The 19,066-nt window shown below is 73.8% G+C and carries 18 protein-coding genes and 1 pseudogene; 10 read left to right on the plus strand and 9 right to left on the minus strand.

All coding sequences use genetic code 11. The features are described 5' to 3' along the window. Positions 1 to 43 precede the first annotated feature (43 nt). Positions 44 to 2,140: a PQQ-dependent sugar dehydrogenase gene (locus ACVCAH_RS10945; protein WP_447135955.1), complete on the minus strand. Its 2,097-nt coding sequence runs from the start codon at positions 2,138 to 2,140 to the stop codon at positions 44 to 46. A gap of 25 nt (positions 2,141 to 2,165) precedes the next feature. Beyond that, complete coding sequence (locus ACVCAH_RS10950; RefSeq protein ID WP_447135956.1) at positions 2,166 to 3,113, minus strand: sugar phosphate isomerase/epimerase family protein; 948 nt, start codon at positions 3,111 to 3,113, stop codon at positions 2,166 to 2,168. A gap of 643 nt (positions 3,114 to 3,756) precedes the next feature. Here ACVCAH_RS10950 and ACVCAH_RS10955 point away from each other — a divergent pair. Beyond that, complete coding sequence (locus tag ACVCAH_RS10955; protein WP_447135957.1) at positions 3,757 to 5,010, plus strand: Ig-like domain-containing protein; 1,254 nt, start codon at positions 3,757 to 3,759, stop codon at positions 5,008 to 5,010. Between the two features lie 80 nt (positions 5,011 to 5,090). Here ACVCAH_RS10955 and ACVCAH_RS10960 read toward each other — a convergent pair whose 3' ends face one another. Next, positions 5,091 to 6,110 (minus strand): SMP-30/gluconolactonase/LRE family protein, encoded by a 1,020-nt coding sequence (locus ACVCAH_RS10960; RefSeq protein WP_447135958.1) that lies wholly within the window; start codon positions 6,108 to 6,110, stop codon positions 5,091 to 5,093. 184 nt (positions 6,111 to 6,294) lie between these two features. On the opposite strand from ACVCAH_RS10960, the gene ACVCAH_RS10965 reads away from it, so the two are divergent. After that, positions 6,295 to 6,645, plus strand: coding sequence for an STAS domain-containing protein (locus tag ACVCAH_RS10965; RefSeq protein WP_447135959.1), 351 nt, complete (start codon positions 6,295 to 6,297; stop codon positions 6,643 to 6,645). A gap of 63 nt (positions 6,646 to 6,708) precedes the next feature. Here the strand turns inward: ACVCAH_RS10965 and ACVCAH_RS10970 are convergent, their stop codons facing one another. Both ACVCAH_RS10970 and ACVCAH_RS10975 read right to left on the minus strand, forming a co-directional pair. Then, positions 6,709 to 7,101, minus strand: a complete 393-nt coding sequence (locus ACVCAH_RS10970; RefSeq protein ID WP_447135960.1) for an FKBP-type peptidyl-prolyl cis-trans isomerase — start codon at positions 7,099 to 7,101, stop codon at positions 6,709 to 6,711. Positions 7,102 to 7,305: 204 nt separating this feature from the next. Further along, positions 7,306 to 7,883 (minus strand): annotated as a pseudogene (locus ACVCAH_RS10975) (hypothetical protein). 344 nt (positions 7,884 to 8,227) lie between these two features. On the opposite strand from ACVCAH_RS10975, the gene ACVCAH_RS10980 reads away from it, so the two are divergent. Next, entirely contained in the window at positions 8,228 to 9,178 is a 951-nt protein-coding gene (locus ACVCAH_RS10980) for a TerC family protein (protein WP_447135961.1), read from the plus strand. A 23-nt stretch (positions 9,179 to 9,201) separates the two neighbouring features. On the opposite strand, the gene ACVCAH_RS10985 is transcribed toward ACVCAH_RS10980, so the two are convergent. Next, entirely contained in the window at positions 9,202 to 9,930 is a 729-nt protein-coding gene (locus ACVCAH_RS10985) for a helical backbone metal receptor (RefSeq protein WP_447135962.1), read from the minus strand. 184 nt (positions 9,931 to 10,114) lie between these two features. Between ACVCAH_RS10985 and ACVCAH_RS10990 the strand changes: the two genes are divergently transcribed. Further along, a complete protein-coding gene (locus ACVCAH_RS10990; RefSeq protein ID WP_447135963.1) occupies positions 10,115 to 11,011 on the plus strand; it encodes a phytanoyl-CoA dioxygenase family protein in 897 nt (298 codons plus the stop codon). A gap of 116 nt (positions 11,012 to 11,127) precedes the next feature. Here the strand turns inward: ACVCAH_RS10990 and ACVCAH_RS10995 are convergent, their stop codons facing one another. Further along, on the minus strand, positions 11,128 to 11,721 hold the full coding sequence (locus tag ACVCAH_RS10995) for a GNAT family N-acetyltransferase (RefSeq protein WP_447135964.1): 594 nt from the start codon (positions 11,719 to 11,721) through the stop codon (positions 11,128 to 11,130). A gap of 130 nt (positions 11,722 to 11,851) precedes the next feature. Between ACVCAH_RS10995 and ACVCAH_RS11000 the strand changes: the two genes are divergently transcribed. Together ACVCAH_RS11000 and ACVCAH_RS11005 are read left to right on the plus strand one after the other, a co-directional pair. Next, complete coding sequence (locus ACVCAH_RS11000) at positions 11,852 to 12,730, plus strand: hypothetical protein (protein WP_447135965.1); 879 nt, start codon at positions 11,852 to 11,854, stop codon at positions 12,728 to 12,730. A 499-nt stretch (positions 12,731 to 13,229) separates the two neighbouring features. After that, positions 13,230 to 14,495 carry a hypothetical protein gene (locus ACVCAH_RS11005; RefSeq protein WP_447135966.1) on the plus strand — a complete coding sequence of 422 codons (1,266 nt, stop codon included), beginning with the start codon at positions 13,230 to 13,232 and terminating at the stop codon, positions 14,493 to 14,495. Between the two features lie 167 nt (positions 14,496 to 14,662). Here ACVCAH_RS11005 and ACVCAH_RS11010 read toward each other — a convergent pair whose 3' ends face one another. Then, on the minus strand, positions 14,663 to 15,010 hold the full coding sequence (locus ACVCAH_RS11010) for a histone-like nucleoid-structuring protein Lsr2 (protein WP_447135967.1): 348 nt from the start codon (positions 15,008 to 15,010) through the stop codon (positions 14,663 to 14,665). 136 nt (positions 15,011 to 15,146) lie between these two features. Beyond that, positions 15,147 to 15,788: a response regulator transcription factor gene (locus ACVCAH_RS11015; RefSeq protein WP_447135968.1), complete on the minus strand. Its 642-nt coding sequence runs from the start codon at positions 15,786 to 15,788 to the stop codon at positions 15,147 to 15,149. Positions 15,789 to 15,853: 65 nt separating this feature from the next. On the opposite strand from ACVCAH_RS11015, the gene ACVCAH_RS11020 reads away from it, so the two are divergent. From ACVCAH_RS11020 to ACVCAH_RS11035, 4 genes are all read left to right on the plus strand, one after another. Then, a complete protein-coding gene (locus tag ACVCAH_RS11020) occupies positions 15,854 to 16,579 on the plus strand; it encodes a sensor histidine kinase (protein WP_447135969.1) in 726 nt (241 codons plus the stop codon). A gap of 85 nt (positions 16,580 to 16,664) precedes the next feature. Then, a complete protein-coding gene (locus ACVCAH_RS11025; RefSeq protein WP_447135970.1) occupies positions 16,665 to 17,534 on the plus strand; it encodes a manganese catalase family protein in 870 nt (289 codons plus the stop codon). A gap of 69 nt (positions 17,535 to 17,603) precedes the next feature. Next, positions 17,604 to 18,728: a putative manganese transporter gene (locus ACVCAH_RS11030; RefSeq protein WP_447135971.1), complete on the plus strand. Its 1,125-nt coding sequence runs from the start codon at positions 17,604 to 17,606 to the stop codon at positions 18,726 to 18,728. A 23-nt stretch (positions 18,729 to 18,751) separates the two neighbouring features. After that, entirely contained in the window at positions 18,752 to 19,033 is a 282-nt protein-coding gene (locus ACVCAH_RS11035) for a hypothetical protein (RefSeq protein ID WP_447135972.1), read from the plus strand. The last annotated feature ends 33 nt before the right edge of the window (positions 19,034 to 19,066 follow it).

The following is a 19,066-nucleotide window of genomic DNA, read 5'->3' on the forward strand; positions in this document are numbered from 1 at the left end:
CCGGCGGCGGTCCCGGTTGCCCGGGACCGCCGCCGGCCTGGCGTCACTGGGTCGAGGTCGGGTGCAGCACCACCGTGGCCGTCCCGGTCTGCGGGGGTACGTCCGGCTCGGTCGGCGCGTCGGTGTACTCGGCGACGAAGACCGCGGACAGGTTGGGCGCGCCACCGTGTCCGCCGTCGACGAACGTGGTGATGGTGCCCGTGCAGCCCGAGGCGGTGGAGAGCGGGTGCCCGTGCTCGTCGTGCCCGAGGATGTAGGTCACCCGCACCCGCGAGCAGTCCACCGGCCGGTCGTCGGTGACCTTGACCTCGAAGGCGACGGTCTGCCCGAACTCGAACGGCTGACCGGCCACCGGCGCGACGAACTCCACGATCGGCGCCCGCGGCCCGATCAGCAGCGGCAGGGTGGCCGCCGCGGACCGGCCGGTGCGGTCGGTGACCTTCAGCGTCGGCGAGTACGAGCCGTTGCTCCGGTAGGTCCAGCTCGGGTTCGCCTCGGTGGAGTCGACCGAACCGTCGGCGTCGAAGTCCCAGGCGTAGCGCAGCGGGTCGCCGTCCGGGTCGACCGTCCCGGCACTGGAGAAGTTGACGGTCAGCGGCGCCTGCCCGGCGGTCGGGTCGGCGCTGATCTTCGGGATCGGGGTCCGGTTGCCGCGGACGAAGTCGATCCGGGCCAGCTGGGCGTCCGGGTTCTCCGCGAAGTAGCCGTCGCCGTACTCGAGCACGTAGAGCGCGCCGTCCGGGCCGAACTCCAGGTCCATCGGGTTGTCGACCACCAGCGAGGGCACCACCGGCCGGATGTCGACGACCTCACCGGAGCGGTCGAGGCGGAACTCCTTGATGTAGTCGCGGGTCCACTCGTAGAACAGCGGGACCCCGTCGTAGTAGGCGGGCCACCTCACCCGGGAGGTGCTGCGCCCGTCGTAGTCGTACGCCGGGCCGCCCATCGGGCCGATCCCGCCGGTGCCGAGCTGCGGGAACTCGCCGGACGCCGCGGACGGGTACCAGACCTGCGGCGCCTCGACCGGCGGCAGGCGGCGCTGCCCGGTGTTGTGCGGTGAGTCGTTCACCGGCCGCCGGCAGTCGAAGTGGGTCCCGGGCGTGCCGGTGGCGAAGTCGTAGTCGCGGTACGGCATGGTCGGCGTGACACAGTACGGCCAGCCGTAGTTGGCCGGCTCGTCGACCAGCATCCAGCGGCCGTGTCCGGCCGGTCCCCGGTCCGGGTTCGCCGACCCGGCGTCGGGGGAGTAGTCGGCGAGGTAGACGTCGTCGGTGCGTCGGTCGACGGCGAACCGGAACGGGTTGCGCAGGCCCATCGCGTAGATCTCGGGCCGGGTCTTCGGGGTGCCCGGCCGGAACAGGTTGCCCGCCGGAACCCGGTAGCCGCCGCCGGGGTTGACCCGGATCCGCAGCAGCTTGCCGCGCAGGTCGTTGGTGTTGGCCGAGGTGCGCTGGGCGTCGAAGGCCGGGTTCCGGTCGGCGCGCTCGTCGATCGGGGTGTAGCCGTCGGAGAAGAACGGATTGGTGTCGTCGCCGGTGGACAGGTAGAGGTTGCCCTTGCTGTCGAAGTCGATCTGCCCGCCCACGTGGCAGCAGATGCCCCGGTCGGTGGGCACGTCGATGATCCGCTGCTCGCTGCGCAGGTCGAGCGTCATCCCGTCGAGCTTGAACCGGGACAGCCGCAGCACGCCGCGGAACCGTTGCCAGTCCGCCTCGGTGCCGACCAGCGGCGCATCCCCCTCGTTGACGTCCGGCGTCGCCGGGTCGTCGACCGGCGTGTTCCCCGGCGGGGAGTAGTACAGGTAGACCCACTTGTTGCGGGCGAAGTCCGCGTCGATCGCGATGCCCTGCAGGCCCTCCTCGTCGTGCTCGTACACGGGCACGTCGGCGGCGAGGGTGTTCAGGCCGGTACGCGGGTCGTGGATGCGGACCTCACCGGTGCGGGAGGTGTGCAGCACCCGCAGGTCGGGCAGAACGGCGAGGCTCATCGGCTCGCCGGGGAAGTCGTTGAGCGTGACCTTCTGGAAGCTGCTGTCGGGCGGTGCGGCGGCCGGCGTGGGCGCGGCGGCGACCGGCGAGGCCGGCGCGGCGAGGCCGGCGGCCACCAGCACCAGGGCGGACAGGAGTGCGGCTCTTCTCATCTGGGCGGTCCCCCGATGTCGTTGTTCAGTAGCGGAGTGAGGCGAGGTAGGCGTAGCCGGCCCGGGCGGTGTCGAGGGCGTCGGCGGGGGCGCGCGGCGGGGTACCCGCGTCGTCGCGCTCCACGATGTACTCCTCGATCCCGGCCTCCCGGGCGTGCGCGAAGATCCGGCCGAAGTCGATCAGGCCGTCGCCGAGGTCGGCGAAGCTGGCATTGGTGTCCATGTCCTTGACGTGCACCTGTCGGATCCGGCCGCGGTGGGCGTGGATCACGTCGACCGGGTCGCGGGCGCCGCGCCAGGTCCAGAACAGGTCGAGTTCGAAGTGGACCAGCCGGGGGTCGGTCTCGTCGGCCAGGATCTCGAACCCGGTCCGCCCGTCGGTCAGCGGCACGAACTCCAACTGGTGGTTGTGGTAGCCGAACCGCAGCCCGGCCCGCTCGGCCATCCGCCCGGCGCGGTTCAGGTCGTGGGCCAGCGCCCGGTAGCGCTGCGGGTCCCGGATCGGCCGGCCCTCGGCGTCCAGCCCGAACCAGGGGTGCACGAGGTAGCGGCAGCCGACCGTGTTGGTGTCGGCGAGCACCTGCTCCCACGTGTCCGGGTCGAACGGTTGCGGGATACCGACGTGCCCGGAGGTGGCCCGCAGCCCGGCCTGGTCCAGCGCGGCCCGGAACTGGGCGGCCGTCCGGCCGACGTAGCCGGCGTGCTCTACCCGGCGGTAGCCGATCTGCCGCAGCGCGGCCAGCGTCCCGGGCAGGTCGGCGGCGAGCTGGTCGCGCAGCGTGTACAGCTGGATGCTGATCCGGTCGGCCGGGACCCGGCGCCGACCGTGCGGCCCGGAATCGGCCGCGGCGGGTGCGCCGAGCAGCCCGGCGGTGCCGAGCGCCGCGGCCGAGACCGTGGCGGCACGCAGCACGCCGCGCCGGCTGACCGGCTCCCGGCCGGGTGCCGGCGGCCGGGATTCGAGTTCGTCCATGGTGCTGGTCCTTCCTGCCGGGCGTTGCGGGCCCGGCCGTTCGGGCCGACCGGCCGTCCGCCGGGCACGCCGGACCGACCGGGCGCGGGCCCGGCGGCGCGGTCGCGGTCAGGACGCGGCGATCCGACCCACCGACGGTGGGTCGGACCGCCCGGAGGGGGCGGGGCAACGGATCGACCAATGGACAACTTTGGATCTGATTGGTCACCGTACCCTTGTCGACGATCGATGGCAAAGGTTCGTCGGGATTGACGAAACTTCTGCTCGCGCCGACAAAAGCCGGTCGCTGCCGGCTCCGTCCGTGGTCCACTCCCGATCGGCGCCGGTCGCGCGGATCGACTCTCCGCGGCCGGCGGGTCGGCTGCTGATTCCGTGCAGACCGGGCCGATCCCGACGCCGGCCGCGAAGCGGCGAAGGGTGCAGCGGTCGGGCCCGGAGGGGACGGGCCGTCCCGCCGGGGCGCGCGAGGGTCGAACGGGCCGATCCGCCGCGGCAGTCGGCTCCCCGCTCAATTACCGGCAATTAAGCACACCACGGGAACATGGGTTACCAAACACTTCTTCGAATCCGTCGAAATTGCGCGCGTAGCCCCGGACGGTGGAGAGAATGTGGCGAAGGGAAGCCGTAAACGGGGGGACGCATCATGGAGTTGAGGCGGCGATTGGCGCTGCTGGCGGTGAGCATCGCGGCCACACCGTTGGTCCTCGGTGGCTGCACCGCCGACCGCAAACCGGGCGAGGGCCGGGCGGCCCCGCCGGAGTTGAGTGTGACGCCCACCGACCGGGCCCGGGACGTCCCGGTCAGCGCCGAGGTGGGCACCGCCGTCAAGGGCGGCCGGGTCACCGCCGTGCGAATCACCGACGACAAGGGCAAGGAAGTCAAGGCGGAGCCGCGGGAGGACGGCTCGGGCTGGGTGCCGAGCACGACACTGCAGCCGAAGCGGACCTACACCGCCGAGGTGACCGCCACCGGCGACCGCGGCGCCACCACCACCCGCAAGACCACCTTCACGACCATGCCGAAATCGTCGAAACCGGCGATAACCAGTACGTTGTATTTCGCCGGTAATCGGACATACGGCACCGCGATGCCGGTAACCGTGTCGTTCGACCCGCCCATTCCGAAAGAGGCCAGGGCGGATGTGCAGCGGCGCTTGTTCGTGAAGACGGACCCGCCGCAGCCCGGAGCCTGGTCGTGGGTGTCCGACGGCAGCCAGGTCTATTACCGGGCGCCCGATTTCTGGCGGCCGGGCACCACGATCAGCGTCCGGGCCGGGCTGGAGGGCATGCCGATCGGCAGGGAGCACGTCGGCGACGCGGACCGGCGGGCCACCTCGAAGATCGGCCGGCAGGTGGCACTGGAGATCGACAACGCCACCAAGCAAATGTCGGTGCTACGCGACGGCAAGGTCGTCCGCAAGATCCCGGTCAGCATGGGCAAGCCGAGCACGCCGACCTCCAGCGGCAAGATGGTGATCATGGAGAAGCACGAGTACACGACCTTCGACACCCGGGGTTCGGCCGACCCTTACGTGGTCGACGTCGAGGACGCGCAGCGGCTCACCTGGGGCGGTGAGTTCATCCACGCGGCGCCGTGGTCGGTGGGGGACCAGGGCAACACCAACGTCTCGCACGGCTGCACCAACGTCTCCAACGAGGCCGCGGACTGGCTGATGGGCGTGACCCAGGTCGGTGACCTGGTCACCATCAAGGGCACCGAGGTCAAGCTGGACGAGGGCAACGGCTGGACGGCCTGGAACGTCAGCTGGGACCGGTTCGCCAAGGGCAGCGCGCTGCCCGTACCGGCCGGGCTGGGGCCCGCTCCGACCCACCTGCCGCACCCGGGCGCGGTGGCCGGGGGAACGCCGGCGCCCGTGCCGTCGGCGACCGGCGGCTGATCCAGGGATACGCGGACCGGCCCGGCACCGTGCCGGGCCGGTCCCGCGTACCCGCCGCCACGCACTAGGCGGTACGACGATCAGCGCAGCGGCACCCGGGCCACCCCGGTCCCGGTGAGGCTGCCCAACCAGAGCTGGTCGCCGTGCTGCCGGACGCCGGTGATCATGTGGTACCCGCCGCGCGGGCCGTGCAGCGTACGCAGCACCCGCCCCGCGCCGTCCACCAGCGCGACCAGGCCGTAGCGCAGCGGTTTCGGCTGCACCGCGGCCGGCAGCACCGCGACCAGCTGGCGCAGCCGGGGGTGGGGCAGCAGCCGCTCCATCGCCGGCAGCCGCGGGCTGGGCAGCGCGATCCAGTACGTCCCGTCGCCGACCCCGGTCAGGTTGTCCGGGTATGCCGGCAGGTCGGCCAGCACGGTCAGCTCGCCGTCGGGCAGCGTGAGCCGGACCAGCCGGTGGGTGGCGGTTTCCACCAGCATGAGCGCCGACTCGTCCGGGGTCAGCGCAATCCCGTTGGGGAAGTACAGCCCGTCCCGGACCACCTCGGTGCGCCCGCTGCCCGGGTGGTAGGCCAGCACCCGCCCGTTCGGCCGGTGCTCGAGCAGGTCCCGCTTCCAGTGCGAGACCGGGAAGCGGTGGGACGAGTCGGTGAAGTAGACCGTGCCGTCGAGGGCGACGGCGGCGTTGTCGGCGAGGTGGGGCCGCTCCCCGAGGCCGGTCAGCTCCCGTACCGCCCCGTCCGGGGCCACCCGCAGCAACCCCCGGTACGCGTCGCAGACCACCAGGCTGGCGTCGCGCGGGTCCAGCTCGACGCCGAGCGGCCGGCCGCCGGTCTCGGCGAGCAGCCGGGGGCCGGTGCCCGGGGCCGCGTTGACCGGCCACCACCAGAGCCGGCCGCCCTCGTCCCCGCTGATTACCCGTCCGGCGGGGTCGACGAGCACGTCCTCCGGGCCGGCCGCGCCAGCGGGCAGGGGCAGCAGCTCGACCGAGTCGAGCCGGTCGTCGGTCGGGGCCCACGGCCCGTCCAGCGGCGGCGGAACGGTGGCCGGCTCGCGGACGGGACGGATCAACCAGGGCGCGCGCGGGCGGGGGACGGCCATCCGGCCATTCTCGCCCGCCGATGCCGTTCGCGTCGCCCCCGACCGGCCGGCGGCCGGCGGCGGCCGGGCGTCGGCGGTCATCCCTGAGGAGGATACCGCGGACCTCGGGGTCGAACCCTGGGCGTACCCGGATTCGGTCCGCGGCAGGTCGGAACTGTCGGTGGTGCCGGCTAGATTCGTCGGCATGGGACAACGCGGCGACCGCCTGCACGTGCAGATCAGCACGGCTGACCACGCGGTGGAGGTGCGGGTGAGCGGCGAGGTCGACATCGCCACCGTCGGCGCGCTGCGGTCCGCCCTCTGGGCCGCCCCGGCCCGCGCGGTGCTGCGGCTGGATCTCTCCGGCGTGCGCGTGCTCTCGGCCGCCGGGGTGCGCGCCCTGGTCGCCGCGCACCTGCGGATCCGCGCCCGCGGCGGCGAGCTGGTGCTGGTCGGCCCCGACCCGACGGTCCGCCGGGTGCTGCGCGCCACCGGGCTGTACCGGGTCATCCCGATCGTCGACCCGTGCGCCGACCGGGAGCTCGTGGCCTGCTGAGCGCGGCCCGACGGCCGTCGGGGCCGACGACGGATCGCCGACCCCGACCGCGGGCTCGGTCGGTCAGCGGACGCCGAGCAGGTCGACGACGAAGACCAGCGTCTCGCCCGGCTTGATGACGCCGCCGGCGCCCCGGTCGCCGTAGCCCAGGTGCGGCGGGATGGTCAGCCGCCGCCGGCCGCCGACCCGCATGCCGGCCACACCCTGGTCCCAGCCGGCGATGACCCGGCCGCCGCCGAGCGGGAACTCGAACGCCTCACCGCGGTTCCACGACGCGTCGAACTCGCGGCCGGTGGAGTGCGCCACCCCGACGTAGTGGACGCTGACCCGCTGACCCGGCTGGGCCTCCGGGCCCTCGCCGACGCTGATGTCCTCGATCACGAGGTCGGCCGGCGGCGCGCCCTCGATCGGACCCACCTCGGGCTTGCCCGAGCGGGCGCCTGCTGCCTGGTTCATTCGGGAGTCTCCTGCCGTACTGGTCGTGATGTCCGGTCACCGCCGATCCTGCCGGATAGCGGTCCGCCGATGCCCGGCGGTCCCGCGACCCGGGCCGCCGGCACCGGCGGACCGCCCGGCCAGCCGGCGGGGAACCGGCCGGCGCGCGAACCCGCTCGGCGGGCGTCACCGGTGGTGACGCCCGCCGAGGGGGTGTGCCGGTGGCTACCGGAGCCAGCCGTACGCTGGACGATCGGGAGCCGGGCCCACACCCGGCCGAGGCCCCAGGTGTCGCCGGCGTCGACCAGGGCGAGCACGGCGAGCACCGCGGCGTAGACGAGGTGGTCGTCCATGAACGGGTTGTTCTCCGGGGGCAGGACGGCCGTCCACATCATGACCAGGAGCAGCCCGCCGGCCGCGGCGGCGACGCGCATCCCGATGCCGAGGACGAGGGCGGTGCCGATCGCCGCCAGACCGGTCATGAAGAGCCAGTCGGCCCAGGCCGCGCCGGCGATGCCCTGGTAGAACCCCTGGAACGGGCCGGCGGAGCCGAAGGCGAGGAAGCCCGTGGTGGGGCTGCCCCCGTCAAGCCAGGCGTTCTTGGTCTCGGTGGCCAGGCCCAGGCCGAAGAGCTTGTCCAGGAAGGCCCAGAGGAAGACCCAGCCCAGCGCCAGGCGGATGCCGGCGAGCAGGTATCGGGTGGCCCGCGCCCGGCGGGTCCCGGTGACCGGCGTCCCGTGACGGGTCGCTGCAGCGGTGGTCTCGGCGGTGGTCCGCCTGGTCGTCGCGGTCATCGTCGCCACGTCCCTTCCTGTGCCTCGCACCGCGCTTCCCGGTGGCATCTCCATTGGACTTCCCCCGGCGGGTGGCGATCAGGGCCGACCGGGCCCGTCCGCACCGGGACCTTCGACCCCTCTCACCCCGGGCCCGTCCGGCCCGGTGCACGATCCGACGCACGGTCACCCCGGTGGCCTCAGCACGCCACGGGCCCCCCTTCGTGGGCGCGGCCCGTGGCGTCCCGGCGGACTTCGCCGGACCGCCGCCGGCCGTCCGGCCGCTCGCCTAGGCTCGGATACGACGCGGTCCGGTGCCGTCGCCCCGCGTCACGGGTGCACAGAGCCGCCGTCACGGATGCGGAGGGCGCCGGGTGGACGAGGCGACGTTCACGGCACCGCTGTGGGCCTGGGCGGCGGTCGCCGCGGTGCTCGCCGTCATGCTGGCGGTGGACATGTTCTCGCACCGCGACGACCACGTCATCGAGCTGCGGGAGGCGCTGGTCTGGAGCGCCGTCTGGATCACCGCCGGGCTCGCCTTCGGCCTGCTGGTCTGGCTCTGGCGCGGCGGTGAGCCGGCGCTGGCCTACTACTCGGGCTATCTGCTGGAGAAGGCGCTGTCGGTGGACAACGTCTTCGTCTTCGCGCTGCTCTTCAACTACTTCCGGGTGCCCCCCGGCTACCAGCACAAGGCGCTGTTCTGGGGCGTGATCGGGGCGCTCGGCTTCCGGCTGGTCTTCATCTTCGCCGGTGCGGAACTGCTGCACCGGCTGGCCTGGCTCGGGTTCGTCCTGGGTGCCTTCCTGATCTGGACCGGCTGGCGGCTGGCGGTGCGCGGCGAGCCGGACGTCGACCCGGACCACAACGTGGCGGTCAAGCTGTTCCGCCGGCTGGTGCCGACCGAGCCGCGCTTCCACGGCAGCCGGTTCACCGTCCGGGTACGCGGCCGACGGCACGCCACCGTGCTGCTGGTGGCAATCGTCGCGATCGAGGCCACCGACGTGATCTTCGCGATCGACTCGGTGGCCGCGATCCTGGCCATCACCACCAACACGTTCATCGTCTGGACGGCCACCGCCTTCGCCGTGCTCGGCCTGCGCAGCCTCTACTTCTGCCTGGCCGGCCTGCTGCGCCACTTCGGCTACCTGCGGTACGGGCTGGCCGTGCTGCTGGCCTTCGCCGGCCTGAAGCTGATGCTGGCCGAGACCCCGGTGGGCAAGCTGCCGATCTGGATCACCCTGGCCGTGGTGGTGCTGACCCTCTCGGTCTCCATCAGCTGGAGCGTGGCCGCCGTGCGGCGCGAACGCCGGCACGCGGGAGGCTGAGCCACCCGGTGCGCGGCCGGCGCTCACCCGGCCGGGTGCACCACCGGTCGGGCCAGCTGGGCGGCCAGCACCGCCGGCGCCTCGGCGAGCGACGGGCCGTACCAGGTCAGGTGCCGTCCGGAGAGCAGGGCGCAGGGGACGCCGGGAAACGCCTCCGGCCCGTCTCCCGCGGTGAAGCGGTACGGCTCGTCGGGCAGCACCACCAGGTCGGGCGCGTGCGCGCGCAGCTCGTCCAGGCCCGGGCGGGGATAGCGGTCGGCGTGGTCCGCGTAGACGTTGCGTACGCCGAGCCGGCTCAGCACGTCACCGGCGAAGGTGTCGCCGCCGAGCACCACCCACGGTTTCCGCCAGACCGGCACCACGGCCCGGCGGGCCACCGCCGCGGGCAGCTCCGCCCAGGCCCGGCGGGCGGCGACCAGCCAGTCGGGCTCCGCCGGCGCGCCCAGCTCACCCAGCAGCGCGGCCAGCTCGTCCAGCGCCCCGTCCACGGTGCGCGGGTAGGTGATCCGCACCGGCACCCCGGCCGCGGCCAGCGCGTCCGCGTCGGCGCGGCGGTTCTCCTCCACGTTGAGCAGCACCAGATCCGGCCGCAGGGCGAGCACCCGGTCCAGGTCCGGGTACTTGCTGCCGCCGACCCGGGACACGTCCAGCCCCGCCGGGTAGGTGCACCAGTCGGTGGCGCCGACCAGCAGCCCGGGCAGGGTGCGGGCCACCGCCTCGGTCAGCGACGGCACCAGCGACACCACCCGCATCCCGTACCCCCTCGTCCGCGCCCGTCACGGTCGATCATGCCGGGCCCGCCGGCCCCGGCCCGCGCCGGCCGCCCCGTCCGCCCGGGTGCCGGCTCGGGGACGCCCGAGCACGTCGCACGCGGCGCTCTTGTCAGTCTTCTACAACGTTGGAATACTCGCCCCGTCCCCACCAGGGAGGTACCCGATGAGGCCCCACTCCGGTCCACCCGCGCCGCGCGCCGGGCAGCCCGACAACCGCGCCGCGTCGAGCGGCACCGACCGGTTCCCGGACGACGACGTGCCCGTCGAGGCGCTCGGCGACCTCTACCGCGACGGGATCACGGCGTGCCGGGGCGCGTTCGCCGTCGACTGGGTGGACCGGGTCGGGGAGGACATCGACGCGGCCTTCCACGAGGCGCGCTCCCGGCCGGACGGCGCGGTCGGGCGGGGTCCGGAGCGCTGGTACGTCGAGATTCACCCAGAACAGCTGCGCGGCTTCGTCGACCTGGTCACCCACCCCTGGGTGGTGGCGGTCTGCCGGGCGGTCCTCGGCCCCGACTTCGAGATCGTCGAGCTGGGCTTCGACATCCCGTTCCCGGGTGCGGCCCTGCAGCCGTGGCACCGCGACTTCCCGATGCCGGAGGACACCCGTCGACAGCGCCGGCTGACCTCGCTCGCGTTCAACCTGACCACCGTGGACACGGTGGAAGAGATGGGCCCGTTCGAGATCGCCCCGGGCACCCAGTGGGACGACGGCCGCGACTTCGACCACGAGATGTTCCCGCCGAAGGAGCGCTATCCGCGCTACGAGCGGCGCGCGGCGCGCAAGTACCCGCAGCGGGGCGACATCTCCGCGCGCTCCGCGCTGACCATCCACCGCGGCACCCCGAACGTGTCGTCGCTGGCCCGTCCGGTGCTGGTGCTCGGCGTGGACGCGCCCGGCGCCGGCAACGCCGGCCACCACGACATGGCGGTCACCCGGGGCTACTGGGAGAGCCTGCCGGAGCTGGTCCGCGCCCACCTGCCGTGTCCGGTGGTCGACGCGCTGGTGCCGATCCGGCAGAAGCACACCATCGAGGGCCTGGTGATGGGCGCCCAGTGACACCCCCGGCGGCGCCGGGTCGGCGGCCCGCACGGGGCGGCGGCCCACCGGCGGCCGTCCCTGCCGGTCCGTCGCTGAGGTGACCGCCCGACCGTGGGCCCGGTCGCCGCGGGTGCTCAGTCGGCCCGGCCGGCCACCGGGCCGACGCCGTCGCGGTCGACGCGCCACTGCTCGCGGGTGAGGGCGTACTCGACCTCGCCGTGTTCGGAGCCGTCGATCGGCTCCGGCCAGTCGCCGTGGTACGTGCGCACGTGCCGCAGGCCGACCTTCTCCATCACCCGCCGCGAGGCCAGGTTCACCGCCATGGTGTTCGCGGTGACCCGCTCCACGCCCAGCTTTGCGAAGCCCTTGTCGACCAGCGCCCGGCAGCCCTCGGTGGCGAGGCCGGCGCCCCACGCCGAGCAGCGCAGCCGGTAGCCGAGTTCCACCTCGCGGACGTCGCCGTCGCGCACCGGCCGGAACTCGAACCAGCCCAGGAAGTCGCCGGTGGCCCGGTCCACGGCCGCCCAGTAGCCGAGCCCCGGCGGCCGCCGGTAGAGCGCGAGGATCGCCGGCAGGGTCCGCCCGCGGACCACCTCCGGCGGGGTTGGCCGGCCGCCGGTCAGATAGCGCATCACCTCGGGGTCGCTGTCCAGGTCGACCAGCAGGTCCGCGTCGGCCGGGGTGAACAAGCGCAGCGCCAGCCGCGCGGTGGTGAGGAAGGCGGTCACCGGCCCATCCCACCGGGGCCGGCCCGCGCGGCTCAACCGGTTTTGCCCGGCCGGGCCGCACCGACGGGGCGACGACCATGATCGACGGCCTAGACTCGGGCCGGCCCACGGACGACGGATGGATCAGGCGATGACGAGCACCGGTAGTGACCACGCCTCCTGGCTGCGCGCGATCCCGACGGACGACGGCCGTGCCCCGGTGCTCACCCGGGGCGGGCAGGTCGTGCACGCCGACCGCAGGATGGGCGAGCTGGTGCAGCGCCGTCCGCCGGGGATCACCGGCCACCAGTGGAGCACGGCCATCCGCGAGGGCTTCGACTTCGTGGTCTGCGCCGGCGACAGCGGCCGGCCGCTGTTCGCCGTCGAGATCGGCCCGCCCGCGCCGGCCGGCTCCGCCGCCCAGCGCACCGAGCGGATGAAGAACGCGGTCGGCGCGGCCGTCGGCCTGGAGGTGCTGCGGATCGAGTCGCCGACGTTGCGGGCCGCCGACCACGGCCGGCGGATCGTGGCGTACGTGATCGACGCGCGTGGCTACGCCGAGGGCGGCGCGCCGGGCGAGCCGGGAGAGGCCGCGGTCGGGTTCCGGGACATCCTCGGCCGGCTGCCGGACGGCCGCACCGGTCACGTCAACGATCTCGGCGCGCTGGCCCGGGCGGCGGCGGTGGAGGCGTACGTGTCGCGCCGGCTGGCCGACCCGATCGTGCGCGGGCTGCACGTGCGGTGGAAGGACGGGCCGGCCGAGGGCTGGAGCTGGGTCGAGGTGCGTCCCGGCGCCTGCCTGGTGGAGCGGGTGTCGGTGTGGGAGCACCGGTTCTCCTGCGGGGTGGACGCCGCCCGGCTCGCCGAGGACCTGGCGGCGGTCGCCGTCGGCCAGTGGCTGGCCGAGCCGGAGGGCGGTACGCCGGCCCTGGTCTCCCGGGACGAGCTGCGCGCCGAGATCCGCGGCCTGCGGGCGCGACGCGACGAGCTGGAGAACGGCTTCGCCTTCGACCACCTCTGCGCGGACTGATCCGTCCCTCCGGGCGCGCGTCCGCACGGTCGCCCCGGGCGCCGGGCCCGACCGTCTCCGCCGGCACGATCGCAGCCGGTGCCCGATCGTCGACCTGGGACGCAACGACTGACCAAGAGCGTCGCCCCCGCACCATTTCCGGCTGTCCGGCCGGGGGCCGTCGCCGGCCCGCCCGGCCCTTTCCGCCGGAGCCCTCTCCGGCCGCCCGGCTCCGTCGCGAACCGGTCCGTCCGACACCCGGACATGGTCGCCGTGACCAGGTGTGAATTTTTGTCCGATCCGCTTTGAACCGTGGCGGCTGCCGCTTCGTACTCCTGCGGGAATGGACAGGATCTCCCCATCCGGTCCCGGGACGCGGGAGACGGTGCGGAAAGGGCATCGTCGGTCGTCGACATGCCACCGGTCCGTCCGGACGGTTTCCGTCGGGGCGTGCCGCCTCAATTCCGTCGGTCCGCCGAGGTCACGAATCAACTACCGGATCGAGAAGGAGTGCAATTCGATGCGCAGGTCCACACGGGCGCGCCGGTCATCCGGTAACGCGCGGAGCAAGCGTCTGCTGGCCGTCGTCGGCACGCTCGCGGTCTTCGGCGGAGTGGTCGCCGTGACCCAGATCTCGTCGGCCGAGGACCGGCGGTCGAACCGGACGCGGCCGGCGGCCGCGGCCTGCGTGGCGCCCAGCCCCGGGGCGACCGCGCCGAGCGGGCGGGACGGCACCACGCGTACCTGGCAGAACGGCCGGTGGGTCCGCAACCACTGGGGCGACGGGCAGCAGACGGTGGAGGAGTGCCAGGAGGTCCGTGAGGGCGAGGCGCCCAACGGCGGTTCCGCGGTCGCCTGCCCCGACGTGGCCGGCCGGCTCCCGCAGGTGCCCGCCCGGGCCCGGGCGGAGGTGGACCGCAACCTGAACCTGCTGCAGAACCAGATCGCCGAGGCCGACCGCCGGCTGGCCGCCGAGGGCGACCGGGGCGAAGCCTTCATCCGCAACTCGATCCTGCAGCCGCTGGCCGGCAAGCGCCGGGCGACGCTGGACCGGATCACGATCGTGATGGACCGGTTCGGTCCGCGCCCGCAGGGGCTGCGTCAGCTCGCCGAGTGCCAGGTGCAGCCGACCGGCAACGGCGGCAACTCCGGTGGTGGCGACAACGGTGGCGACGACGGCGGAAACACCGGCGGGAACAACGGGGGCAACAACGGGGGGAACAACGGCGGTCCGGGTGCCGGGCTCGGCGTCCTGGCGAACGACTGCGACGACAGCCAGCTGCAGCCGCACGACGGCTTCCAGAACGGCAACCGCTGCGTCAGCACCGCGTTCGGCGAGGTCGGCGCCGCGGCGAACAACCCGTCGCTGCTGATCACCGACTTCCCCGAGCAGGTGGGTGCGAACCAGCCGTTCACCCTCCGGGTCTCCACCCGGAACCTGGTCCGCGACCGCTTCCTCGCCGCCGGTCAGGGCGGCTACTACGTGGAGAGCTCGCTGCTCAACGAGCAGGGCCTGGTCCGGGGCCACTTCCACACCGCCTGCCGGATGCTGGACAGCCTCGAGCAGCCGCCGGCGCCCCAGGAGGTGCCCGCGTTCTTCGTCGCCACCGAGGACAGCCGCGGCGGCGCCGAGCCGGACGAGGTGACCATCCAGGTCCCCGGGCTGCCCGAGTCCGGCACCGCCCAGTGCGCGGTCTGGGCCGGTGACGGTTCGCACCGGATCCCGATGATGGAGCGGGCCAACCAGACCCCGGCCTTCGACGCGGTGCGCATCGAGGTCAACTGACCGACCGGGTGGCCGGGGCGGTGCGGGGCGTACGTCCCGCACCGCCCCGGCGCGGCAAGGGCCGGCTGCCGTACGGGCAGACCCGGCCAGTGGCCCCGGCTCGCACAGCAGGAAGCGGGGCCGGGCGTCAGCCCGACCCCGCCAGCGGGACCCGGTCCCGCCTCCGCTCAGCGGTTCTTGTACGCCTCGACGACCTCGACCGGGATCCGGCCCCGCTCGGAAATCTTGTAGCCGTGCTTGGCGGCCCATTCGCGGATGGCGCGGTTCTGCTCGCGATCCATTCCCGCGCCGCCGGTTCCGCCCGCCCGACGGGGCGCCCGGCCGGTGTCGACGGCGCCCCGGCCGATGCGCCGGCCGGCGCTGATGTAGGCGTCCAGCGCCTTACGGAGGACTCCCGCGTTCTCGTCGGAGAGGTCGATGGTGTATGCCACGCCGTCGAGACCGAACTCGACCGTCCGGTCGGCCTTTCCGCCGTCGAGATCGTCGGTCAGCACCGTGATTACTTTTCTTGCCATCGCCGATTACTCCCTGTGTGCGGCGGGGTGTGGTCAAAGTTTGACCCATCCCGCGCCATATCCGCAACAATTCCGCCGTTTTCATTTCGGCGGGTCGCGTTTCCGCGAAAAGCGGAGCGGCGGGAAAGAGGTCCGTTCACTCACCGAGCAGACCGGCGTGGCCGGCGAGCGCGGCGGCCTCCGCCCGGCTGGACACCCGTAGTTTGCGCAGCAGCGTGGCCGTCATCCGTTTGACGGTGCGTTCCGAGACGTGCAACTGGTCGGCGATCTCCAGCGTGCTCCGCCCGGCGGCGATCGCCTGGAGCAACCGCCGCTCCTCGCCGTCGAGGTCGACCGGGGTGGTGCGGGACGGCCGGAGCAGCGCCCGCAGCAGGTCGCTCGGCAGCACCGCCCACCCGTCGAGGATGGCCAGCAGCGGCGGCAGCAGTTCCTCCGGCTCGGCGCTCTTGGGCAGGAAACCCTCGGCGCCGGCCCGCAGCGCGTCCAGCGCGGGCGCCGGGTCGTCGCTGCCGGACATCGCCACCACCCGCACCCGCGGATTCGTCCGGCGGATCGCGGCCACCGCCCGGATCCCGCCGGGCGGGGGCATGTGCAGGTCGACCAGGGCCAGGTCCGGGAGGCACCGGCTGACAAGCGAGGCGGCCGCCGACGCGTCGCCGGTGGAACCCACCACCTCGGCCCGGCCGCCGGTACTGGCGGGAAGCAGCAGCTCCAGCCCCCGGACGAAGAGCGGGTGGTCGTCGACCACAGCCAGCCGGAGGGTGGGGGAGCTGAGCATGTCTGGACCCTTCCCGAGCGGGTACCGATCATGCGGCGGTGGCCGGACGAGGGGGAGGCGGACGGATGCGCGGACGGCACGGGTTGCAGGGGTTGATGCGGGGGTTCCGACGGAGCGGCCCGGGCGGGCCACCCGGCGCGGCCGACCCGGAACTGCTGCTGCGGGTGCTCTGCCACGAGTTCCGCACGCCGGTCAGCACCCTCACCTCGCTGACCCGGGCCCTGGCCGACGACCGCCGCGAGCTGACCGGCGACGACCGGCGGGCGATCAGCGAACTCGCCCGCGACCAGGCCGTACACCTGCAGGACCTGCTCCGGGACGCGGCGGCCAGCACGGGCGCCCTGACCCGCGCGGCGCAGCCCGAGGTGACGACCGCGCCGCTGGCGGAGATCCTCCGCGGGGTCGCCGTCCTGGTGCCCGAGCACCGGCGGCGGGTGCGGGTCACCCGCCGGGCCGGCGGCTGCCCGGTGCCCGAGCGCCGGACCCGGCAGGTGCTGGAGAACCTGGTGCAGAACGCGCTGCGGCACGGGCCGGCCGAGGGGCGGATCGGCATCTACGCCTCGCTGCGCCGCGCCGGACTGAGCATCCTGGTCGTCGACGAGGGCCGGGTGGACGGCGCGCTGCTCGCGGCGCTGCGCCGGCCCGTGCCCGCCGCCGGGATGTCCGGCCTGGGGCTGTGGATCGTCCGGCGGCTGGTGGCCACCGACGGCGGCCGGGTGCGGGTGCACCGGCTGCGGCCGCGCGGGGTGGCGCTGGAGGTGCTGCTGCCCGGGGTCGGTCCGACGACCTGACCCGGCGGGGCCGTCGGTTGGCCCGGGCGGGTCAGCGTCGGGGGAAATGCCCTCGGTACCGAACCAGTGGCACCGAGGAGGACCCGTGTTCAGCCACGTCAAGGACCTGCAGTTCGAGGCCAAGCCGGACGGCCCGGACGCCGCGTTCGCCCGCCGGCTCCAGGAGATCCTGGGCGGCAAGTGGGGCGAGATGACCGTCGCCAACCAGTACCTCTACCAGGGCTGGAACTGCCGGCTGCCCGGCAAGTACAAGGACCTGTTCCTCGACGTGGGCACCGAGGAGATGGGCCACGTCGAGATGATCGCCACCATGATCACCCGGCTGCTGGAGAACGCGCCGCTGTCGCTGCAGGAGGCCGCCGACGACAACCCGATGGTGGGGGCGATCTACGGGGGCTCGAACCCGGCGCACTTCATCCACGGCGGCGGCGGGGCGCTGCCCACCGACAGCAACGGCGTGCCGTGGAACGGCAACTTCATCACCGCCAGCGGCAACCTGATGGCCGACTTCCAGCTCAACGTCACCGCGGAGGCGCAGGGCCGGCTCCAGGTCTCCCGGCTGTTCAACATGACCGACGACCCGGGCGTCAAGCAGATGCTGCGCTTCCTGCTGGCCCGCGACACCATGCACCAGAACATGTGGCTGGCGGCCATCGAACAGCTCAAGGAGGACGGCCTGGAGGAGATGCCGGTGCCGGACGCCTTCCCCGACTCGAAGGAGTTCACCGAGCAGTTCAGCTACACCTACCTCGACTTCTCGCCGGGCGGTGACGCGGCCGAGGGGCGCTGGGCCTCCGGGCCGGCGCCGGACGGCAAGGGCGAGTTCCGCTACGACCACAGCCCGCGCGCGCACGCGCCCGAGCCGGTGCTCCCGCCCGGCGATCCGCGGCTGTACGGCACCAACCCGGGTGTCGCCGGCGGGGTCGTCAACAAGGTCAAGAGCAAGATCACCTGACGCCGCACCGCCGGACCGTCCGCGAGCGGCGGACGGTCCGGCGGCGCCCGTACCCGGAGGAGGTGTGCCGTGACCGAACTCGTGCTCCGCCCGCTCGCGGACGCGTTCATGCAGGTGGGCGTCTACGTCGCCGTGCTGGTCGCGCTCTTCGGCTGGCTGCGCTGGCGCTACGGCGACCGGGTCACCGACGGGCTGACCCGCCGTCGCCGGCTCGGCCCGCTGGTCGGTGCGCTGCTCGGGGTCAGCCCGGGCTGCGGCGGGGCGATCATCCTGATGCCGCTCTACGCCCGGGGGAAGGTCTCCTTCGGCACCGTGGTCGCCGCGCTGGCGGCCACCATGGGCGACTCGTCCTGGGTGGTGATCGCCTGGAACCCGCTCTTCGCGCTCCAGATCCACCTGTTGCTCTTCGCGGTCGGCCTGGTCACCGGCTACGTCGTCGACGCGCTCGGCATCGACCCCGCCCGCGCCGCGCGGCGCCGTCCCGCGGTCGCCCCGGCCGCCGCCGTGGCCGCCGCGCCGGCCGGGCTGGCCGCGGCCGGCGGACCCGACCTCGCCGGTACCCGCCGGCTGCTCGGCGGGCTGCTGCCCCGGGTGCCGGCGTCCGCCGCGTTCTGGGGACTGACCACGCCGGCGTTCCTGGTGTCGGTGCCGGTGGTCTTCCAGATGGTCGACCCGGGGGTGCTGACCGACTGGCTCGGTGGCGTCGACCCGTACCTCGCGCTGGGCGTGCTCGGCACGCTGACCGCCATGCTGATCTTCGCCGCCGGGCGGGGGCGGCTGGCCGACGACACCCTGGAGACCGCGCAGGCCCGGTCGTTCCGGGAGACCCTGCGGCACAGCGCGCACGAGGCGTCCTTCGTGACGGTCTGGGTGGCGGTGGCCTACCTCGCCTGGCAGGTGATCACCACCAGCACCGGCTTCGACGGCTCGGAACTCGCCCTCACCGGGATCTTCGGCGTGCTGGTCGGCGCGGCGGTCGGCCTCATCCCGGGCTGCGCCGTGCAGATCGTCTTCACCGGCCTCTACGTCAGCGGCGGCCTGCCGCTGCCCACCCTGGTGGCCAACGCGATCAGCCAGGACGGCGACGCGCTGATCCCGCTCGCCGCCATGCGCCGGCACTCCGCCGCGCTGGCCACCGTGATCACCACCATTCCGGCGGCGGCCGTCGGCGCCGGCCTGCTGCTCCTGCTCTGACCACCGAACCGGAAGGGGAACCGATGCCGTCCGCCGCGCGCACCCCGGAGATCTGGCCGCTGCCGGTCGCCCGGACCCGGGTCAAGCTGCTCGTCTTCACCACGCTGACCGTGGTCGCCGGGCTCGCCGGGATGCCCGGCCCGACCGTCGCCGCGCTGGCCCTGATCAGCCTGGCGATCCCGCTCGCGGTCGCCCTCGCCGGGGGCGCGGGGCTGCTGCGGGACCTGCTCGGGCCACCCGCCCGCCCGACGCCGGATTGTGCTCTGGGTCACACGCCGGAACAAGGGGAACGCTTTGTTACTTGAGCGAGACAGGCTCAAGACAACGCGATAGCAGGT

This window comes from Micromonospora sp. LZ34 (assembly GCF_052981855.1).

Coding starts and splice junctions, on each gene's coding strand:
- ACVCAH_RS10945 (WP_447135955.1), bottom strand. CDS start 2,140: ATGAGAAGAGCCGCACTCCTGTCCGCCCTGGTGCTGGTGGCCGCCGGC.
- ACVCAH_RS10950 (WP_447135956.1), bottom strand. CDS start 3,113: ATGGACGAACTCGAATCCCGGCCGCCGGCACCCGGCCGGGAGCCGGTC.
- ACVCAH_RS10955 (WP_447135957.1), top strand. CDS start 3,757: ATGGAGTTGAGGCGGCGATTGGCGCTGCTGGCGGTGAGCATCGCGGCC.
- ACVCAH_RS10960 (WP_447135958.1), bottom strand. CDS start 6,110: ATGGCCGTCCCCCGCCCGCGCGCGCCCTGGTTGATCCGTCCCGTCCGC.
- ACVCAH_RS10965 (WP_447135959.1), top strand. CDS start 6,295: ATGGGACAACGCGGCGACCGCCTGCACGTGCAGATCAGCACGGCTGAC.
- ACVCAH_RS10970 (WP_447135960.1), bottom strand. CDS start 7,101: ATGAACCAGGCAGCAGGCGCCCGCTCGGGCAAGCCCGAGGTGGGTCCG.
- ACVCAH_RS10985 (WP_447135962.1), bottom strand. CDS start 9,930: ATGCGGGTGGTGTCGCTGGTGCCGTCGCTGACCGAGGCGGTGGCCCGC.
- ACVCAH_RS10990 (WP_447135963.1), top strand. CDS start 10,115: ATGAGGCCCCACTCCGGTCCACCCGCGCCGCGCGCCGGGCAGCCCGAC.
- ACVCAH_RS11000 (WP_447135965.1), top strand. CDS start 11,852: ATGACGAGCACCGGTAGTGACCACGCCTCCTGGCTGCGCGCGATCCCG.
- ACVCAH_RS11005 (WP_447135966.1), top strand. CDS start 13,230: ATGCGCAGGTCCACACGGGCGCGCCGGTCATCCGGTAACGCGCGGAGC.
- ACVCAH_RS11010 (WP_447135967.1), bottom strand. CDS start 15,010: ATGGCAAGAAAAGTAATCACGGTGCTGACCGACGATCTCGACGGCGGA.
- ACVCAH_RS11015 (WP_447135968.1), bottom strand. CDS start 15,788: ATGCTCAGCTCCCCCACCCTCCGGCTGGCTGTGGTCGACGACCACCCG.
- ACVCAH_RS11020 (WP_447135969.1), top strand. CDS start 15,854: ATGCGCGGACGGCACGGGTTGCAGGGGTTGATGCGGGGGTTCCGACGG.
- ACVCAH_RS11035 (WP_447135972.1), top strand. CDS start 18,752: ATGCCGTCCGCCGCGCGCACCCCGGAGATCTGGCCGCTGCCGGTCGCC.